This is a genomic window from Streptomyces sp. NPDC051051, from assembly GCF_040682975.1.
Classification (GTDB): domain Bacteria; phylum Actinomycetota; class Actinomycetes; order Streptomycetales; family Streptomycetaceae; genus Streptomyces.
Genome location: NZ_JBFBCB010000028.1, coordinates 98,974 through 105,307, shown reverse-complemented (window position 1 = coordinate 105,307; position 6,334 = coordinate 98,974). Strand labels below are relative to the sequence as shown.

Sequence of the window (6,334 nt, the reverse complement as noted above, 5' to 3'; positions counted from 1 at the left end):
CCGGCCGGTGCCGCCACCCAGTCGACCGTCGACGAGCTGGGCGAACTGCTGGAGCCGGGTGACGTCGTCGTGGACGGCGGCAACTCCCGCTGGACCGACGACGAGAAGCACGCCGCGGAACTGGGTGCCAAGGGCATCGGGTTCGTCGACGCCGGCGTCTCGGGCGGTGTGTGGGGCCTGGAGAACGGCTACGCCCTGATGGTCGGCGGCGAGAAGGAGCACGTCGACCGGCTCCGGCCGATCTTCGACGCGCTCAAGCCGGAGGGCCCGTACGGCTATGTCCACGCGGGCAAGGTCGGCGCCGGTCACTTCTCGAAGATGGTCCACAACGGCATCGAGTACGCCATGATGCAGGCCTACGCCGAGGGCTGGGAGCTGCTGGAGAAGGTCGACTCGGTCACCGACGTCCGCGAGGTGTTCCGCTCCTGGCAGGAGGGCACGGTCATCCGGTCCTGGCTGCTCGACCTGGCGGTCGACGCCCTCGACGAGGACGAGCACCTGGACAAGCTGCGCGGCTACGCCCAGGACTCCGGCGAGGGCCGCTGGACCGTGGAGGCCGCCATCGACAACGCGGTGCCCCTGCCGGCCATCACGGCCTCGCTGTTCGCGCGGTTCACCTCCCGCCAGGAGGACTCGCCGCAGATGAAGATGATCGCCGCCCTGCGCAACCAGTTCGGCGGCCACGCCGTCGAGTCGGCGAAGCAGTAGGCTCGGCCGGACGGCACTCACGGGAGAAGGCGGGGCGGGCCCGGCCGGTGTCGCCGGCCGGGCCCGCCCCGCCGCTCACCGCGGTGGGCCGAGGGTGTTGACGGTCCGTCGGATCCTGGTTGACACCGTACGGAGGGCCCGCCAGAGTCGCGGCTGATGGAGATCGACGATCTGACACCGGCCGAGCGGCGCGTCTGGCGGGCCTTCGCCACGGCGCGGACCGTGGACTTCCGGACCGCGGGCACCGGGGGCGCCCAGCACGGACCCGAACGGACCCTGCGGGCGGCCGTGTTGCGGGCGCTGCTCCTCAACGGCCCACGGGAGCCGGGGGAAGTGGCGGCCCTCATGGTGGTCGGAGCCCGCGTCACCGGTGTGCTCGACCTGCGGTACGCGACCGTCGACAGTGTCGTCCGCCTCCACCACTGCCGCTTCGACGAGGCACCCCGCCTCTCCGGCGCCCAGCTCGGCTACGTCACCCTGCGCGGCTCCGTGCTGCCCGGCCTGTCGGCGGACCACTGCCGGATCGACGGCGGACTGCGCCTGACCCACTGCCGCATCGACGGTGCGGTGATCCTCAGCAGGGCCCAGATCTCGGGGGCCCTGTACCTCGACGGCGCGGAGGTCGGCGCGGACGGCCCGGCGCGGACCGTGCTCCAGCTCAAGCGGATCTCCGTCGACGACGACCTCTGCGCCCGAGGGTTGCGCACCCGCGGCCTGATCCGGCTGGACGGCGCGAGCGTGGCCGGCTCGATCGACCTGGAGGAAGCCGAACTGAGCAACCCGGGGGCGCACGTCCTGGACGGGGAGTCCCTCGAGGTCGGCGCCCACCTCATCGGTCGCCGCCTGCGCGCCCACGGCCGGATCGACCTGCGCGGCGCGCGCATACCCGGCCGGATCGACCTGCTGCACGCGACGCTCTCCTGCCCCGGCGACACCGCCCTGCGGGCCAGCAGCTGTGCCGTCGGCGAGATGTGGCTGCGCGGCGGCCCGCCGATCCAGGGCGGGCTCAACCTGCGGCGTGCCGAGATCAACCAGCTCCACGTCGAGCCGGAGATGCTGCCCGAGCAGGTGCGTCTGCTCGACCTCACCTACACCTTCCTCACCCCCCACGAGCCCGCCGAGCGCCGGCTGCCCATGCTGGAGCGCGACGACGGCGCGTTCGACCCGCACGCCTACGAGCAGCTCACCGCCGCCTACCGCCACGCCGGTGACGACCGGGCCGCCCGGCTGGTGCAGCTCGCCAAGCTGCGCCGGCACCGGGGCACCCTTCCCTGGTACGGCCGGCTGTGGGGACACCTGCAGGACGCGGCCGTCGGCTACGGCTTCCGCCCACTGCGGGCCGCCGTATGGCTGCTGTCGCTGCTGGCGGCCGGGTCGGTGGCGTTCGCGCTGGAGCACCCGCGGGCGCTCAAGGCGTCCGAGGCCCCCGACTTCGACCCGGTCTTCTACACGCTCGACCTGCTCCTGCCGGTCGTCTCCTTCGGTCAGGAGTCCGCGTTCGCCCCGTCCGGCTGGCACCGGATCCTGTCGTACGTCCTGATCCTGACCGGCTGGCTCCTGGCCTCGACCGTCGTCGCCGGTGTGACGAGGACGGTCAGCCGGCAGTAGACCGGGCCGGTGCCCGCCGGTCAGCGCGCGGAAGTCCTGCGCCCGAGGGGACGGACCGGGACCCGCTACCCGTCGTCGCCCGTCCTGGGGATGCCGTAGGCCCGTTCCACCCGTACGCGCACCACGAGGCGGCGGTCGCGGACCATGGCGGCGCGGTAGTCCTCCCAGTCGGGGTGTTCGCCCAGGACGTCGCGGTAGAGCCGGACGAGTTCCTCGACCGTGTCGTCGTAGGGGTGCTCGGCCACCGGCGAGAGCTCGGCGGTGCCCTCGACGACCGTGTAGGCGCGGTGGTCGGGCGCGGAGACGTGGTAGGAGGCGCGCGGGTCGCGGCGCAGGTTGCGGGTCTTCGCCCGGTCGTCGGTGACGGAGATCCGGATGACGCCCTCCTCCGGGTGGTAGTGGTGGCTGACGTTGGACAACTGCGGGCGCCCGTCCCGCTTGAGGGTGACCAGCACCCCGCCGCGGCTGTCGGAGAGCAGGGCGAGCAGGGCGTGCTGCGGCGAGTCCTGAGTCATGTCGGCACAACCCGTGCGGGACGCGTCCGCATTCCCGGGCGAACGCCCGCACGTCCGAGTAGACAGCGTCTACTGCCACCTGGTAGACACTGTCTATGATCGATGAGGGGAAGCCGGGGGCGGACCTGCGGGTCCGGCTGGTCGACGTCGGGGTGGAACTGCTGGCCCGGGAGGGCGTCGGGGCGCTGACCCTGCGGGAGATCGCCCGCCGGGCGGGCGTCTCGCACGGGGCCCCGCGCCGCTACTTCCCCACCCACCTGGAACTGCTGTCGTCGATCGCCCGCAGGGGCTTCACCGACCTGGCCGGCCGGGTGGCGGCGGCCCGCGGCGACGGCACCGCGCCCGCCCGCGACCAGATCACCGAACTGGGCCGCACCTACCTGGAGTTCGCCCTCGACAACCCCGGCATGTACGAGCTGATGTTCCGTCACGACCTGCTGGAGAGCGGCCACCTGGGGCTCCGCGACACCAGCCTCCCGCTGTTCGGCGTGCTGGTGGACCTGGTCGGCCGGGCGCGGCCCGGCGCCGACGCCCGTGCGGTCACGGCGGCGCTGTGGGCGAACCTGCACGGCATCGCCCAGCTGTGGAGCTGGGGAAGCCTGCAACTCGCCACGGAAACCCAAGAGTTCGAGCCGCTGCTGCGGACGGCGCTCGACGCGCACCTGGGGCCGGAGGCCGGTCGGTGAAACGGCCGCCGATCCTGGTGAGCAGTGTGGCCGGTGCCGTGGTCGTGGCCCTGGACGGCACCGTCCTCACCGTCGCCCAGCCCACCCTGCGACGCGACCTGGACGCCACCTTCGCCCAGGCCCAGTGGACCAGCACCGGGTATCTCGTGGCCGTGGCGAGCCTGTTGGTGTTCGCCGGGCGGCTCGGCGACCGGTACGGCCACCGGCGTACGTTCGCGGTGGGCATGCTCGGCTTCGGGGCGGCCTCCGTCGGTGTCGCGGTGGCGCCGGGCGTGGGCTGGGTGATCGCCCTGCGGGTGGTGCAGGGGGTGTTCGGGGCGTTGTTGCAGCCGGCCACGCTCGGCATGCTGCGCTCGGCGTACCCGGCGGAGCGGCTGCGACGGCCGATCGCCGTGCGGACGGCCGCGATCGGGCTGGCGGCTGCCGCCGGTCCGGTGCTGGGCGGGGCACTGACGACGGGCTTCGGATGGCGGGCCGTGTTCCTGCTGAACGTGGTGCCGGCACTGGCCTTCGGCGCCCTCGCCCTCACCGCCGGTGGACGGGAGCGTGCGGCGCGGACGGCGGCTCCGGCCTCGGCTCCAGCCTCTTCTTCGGTATCCGCGTCCGTACGGGCTCTCGACGTGGCCGGTGCCCTCTGGCTGGCGGTGGCGCTGGCCTGCCTGGTGCACACCCTCGTCGCGCCCGGGGGGCCGGTCGGCGCGACGGGCGCGGTGGCGGCCGTGGTCGCCGGTGCCGTATTCGTCCGCCACGAGCGCCGCGCACCGGCGCCACTGGTGCCCGCGGCCGTCATCGGTTCCCCGCCGGTCCGGGCGGCCCTGACCCTGCTGGTCATCGTGTCGGCGGCCCTCAACGGCGGCCTGTTCGCCTGCGTGTACGTCCTCCAGGACGACCTGGGGCTCACCCCGCTGGGCACGGCCCTCGTCAGCCTCCCGCTGGCCGCGTTCCTGGTGGCCGCGGCGCCGGCGTCGGCCGTCCTGCTGCGCCGGGCCGGCGCCGTTCGAACCGTCGCGGGGGCCGTCGCCGTACTCGCCGCCGGTCTCCTCGTGCTGGCCGCCGCCCCGGGCACGGCCGCCTTCTGCGCCGGGTTCGCGCTGGTGGGCGCCGGGTTCGGGACGGTGATGGTCGCGGCCACCCACGTCGTCGTACGGCAGGCGCCCGCGGAGTCGGCCGGGGTGGCGGGCGGCCTGCAGCAGACGGCCGTGAACATCGGGCCGGTGCTCGGGGTGGCGTCGGCGACCGTGCTCATGGACACGGGCGGGACCAGGTCGCCCCTCGTCGCGCTCGCCGTGGCGGCCGCGGCGGTGCTGCCCCTGTGCCGGGCGCTTCCGGGACGGTCCCGCCCGGCCGCCACCGGGGCTCCCGCCGGCCCCGCGCCGTGCCCCGCCCCCGGCCGTCCACCCGGCCCTCCCCGCTCCGCCGATGTCCTCCCGGTGCCCCCCGCCGCCGGTCCGGGAAACGCGGAGCACCCCGTTCACGCTGTCGAAAGGGGTCCTTTCCCGCCGTCCCTGGGCGACGATGAGGTCTGAGGCCGTTCCGACGGGGTATGCCGGACCGCGCCTTGATCGAACGCACCGGAGGAGAGCGATGGCACAGCTGCGGCAACAGGTCGACCCGAGCGAGGTGGGGCTGGACGGGAAGGCGCTGGACCGCCTCGACCAGTACCTCGACCACCACGTCGACGAGGGGCGGCTGCCCGGTTTCCTCGTGGCCGTCGCCCGCGGCGGCCGGGTCGCGCACCTCACCACCCGCGGCCGGCGCGACATCGCCGCCGGACTCCCCGTCGAGTCCGACACGCTGTGGCGGATCTACTCGATGACCAAGCCGGTCACCTCGGTCGCCGCGCTGATGCTGGTGGAGGAGGGCCGGCTCTCGCTCGACGACCCGGTCGCCGCGCACCTGCCGGCCTTCGCCGACCAGCGCGTGTACGTCCGGGGCTCCGGCGCGGACCTCGAGACCCGCCCGGTCGGGCAGCCGGTGCTCGTACGGCACCTGATGACCCACACCGCGGGCCTGACCTTCGCCTTCTACCACTGCCACCCGGTCGACGCCCTGTACCGCGAGGCCGGGCTGGAGTCGGCGGTGCTGCCGGGCTCGGACCTGGCCGGGACCGTCGAGGCGTACGCGCGTCTGCCGCTCCAGTTCGAGCCCGGCACGCAGTGGAACTACTCGGTGGCCACCAACGTCCTGGGCCGGATCATCGAGGTCGTCTCCGGCCGGCCCCTCGACGTGTTCCTCGCCGAACGGGTCTTCCGTCCCCTCGGCATGCCCGACGCCGGTTTCCAGGTAACCGGCGAACAGGCGGGCCGGCTGGCGGAGTTGTACGGCGACACCGAGGACGGCGGGATCGAGCCGATCCCCGGACTGCCCCTGTCCGGGCGGCCCCGGTTCCTGTCCGGGAGCGGCGGCATGGTGGCGACCGCGTACGACATCCACCGCTTCACGGAGTTGCTGCGCCGCCGCGGCGAACTCGACGGCACACGCCTGCTGAAGCCCGCGACGGTGGACCTGATGACCCGCAACCATCTGCCCGGCGGCGCCGACCTGCGCACGGTCGGCAGCCGCCCCGCCCACGACGAGCCCGGCAACGACGGCGTCGGCTTCGGCCTCGGCGTCTCCGTGGTGATCGACCCGGAGCGCACCCGGGCCCCCTCCGGACTCGGCACCTACGGCTGGAGCGGGGTGGCCACGACGACGTTCTGGGTCGACCCGAGCCGCGACCTCACCGTCCAGTTCCTCACGCAGGTACGGCCGAGGAAGTCGCTGAAGCTCTACCCCGACCTCAAGCGGCTGGTCCACGAAGCGGTCACGGACTGACCG

General features: G+C 74.0%; 6 protein-coding genes. 5 read left to right on the top strand and 1 reads right to left on the bottom strand.

What is annotated here, in order from left to right; genetic code table 11:
* Both AB0N31_RS21865 and AB0N31_RS21860 read left to right on the top strand, forming a co-directional pair.
* Positions 1–708 (top strand): decarboxylating 6-phosphogluconate dehydrogenase (locus AB0N31_RS21865; RefSeq protein WP_366060050.1); only part of this gene is annotated, 708 nt, incomplete at its 5' end.
* A 156-nt stretch (positions 709–864) separates the two neighbouring features.
* On the top strand, positions 865–2,316 hold the full coding sequence (locus AB0N31_RS21860) for a membrane-associated oxidoreductase (RefSeq protein ID WP_366060049.1): 1,452 nt from the start codon (positions 865–867) through the stop codon (positions 2,314–2,316).
* 65 nt (positions 2,317–2,381) lie between these two features.
* On the opposite strand, the gene AB0N31_RS21855 is transcribed toward AB0N31_RS21860, so the two are convergent.
* On the bottom strand, positions 2,382–2,831 hold the full coding sequence (locus tag AB0N31_RS21855; RefSeq protein WP_366060048.1) for a PPOX class F420-dependent oxidoreductase: 450 nt from the start codon (positions 2,829–2,831) through the stop codon (positions 2,382–2,384).
* 95 nt (positions 2,832–2,926) lie between these two features.
* Here AB0N31_RS21855 and AB0N31_RS21850 point away from each other — a divergent pair, with 95 nt between their 5' ends.
* From AB0N31_RS21850 to AB0N31_RS21840, 3 genes are read left to right on the top strand one after another with little or no spacing between them, the layout of a single operon-like run.
* A complete protein-coding gene (locus AB0N31_RS21850; protein ID WP_366060047.1) occupies positions 2,927–3,517 on the top strand; it encodes a TetR/AcrR family transcriptional regulator in 591 nt (196 codons plus the stop codon).
* On the top strand, positions 3,514–5,043 hold the full coding sequence (locus AB0N31_RS21845; RefSeq protein WP_366060046.1) for an MFS transporter: 1,530 nt from the start codon (positions 3,514–3,516) through the stop codon (positions 5,041–5,043). Before AB0N31_RS21850 ends, AB0N31_RS21845 begins: the two co-directional genes overlap by 4 nt.
* 58 nt (positions 5,044–5,101) lie before the next feature.
* Entirely contained in the window at positions 5,102–6,331 is a 1,230-nt protein-coding gene (locus AB0N31_RS21840; protein ID WP_366060045.1) for a serine hydrolase domain-containing protein, read from the top strand.
* Positions 6,332–6,334 lie beyond the last annotated feature (3 nt).

Coding starts and splice junctions, on each gene's coding strand:
- AB0N31_RS21850 (WP_366060047.1), top strand. CDS start 2,927: ATGATCGATGAGGGGAAGCCGGGGGCGGACCTGCGGGTCCGGCTGGTC.
- AB0N31_RS21855 (WP_366060048.1), bottom strand. CDS start 2,831: ATGACTCAGGACTCGCCGCAGCACGCCCTGCTCGCCCTGCTCTCCGAC.
- AB0N31_RS21840 (WP_366060045.1), top strand. CDS start 5,102: ATGGCACAGCTGCGGCAACAGGTCGACCCGAGCGAGGTGGGGCTGGAC.
- AB0N31_RS21860 (WP_366060049.1), top strand. CDS start 865: ATGGAGATCGACGATCTGACACCGGCCGAGCGGCGCGTCTGGCGGGCC.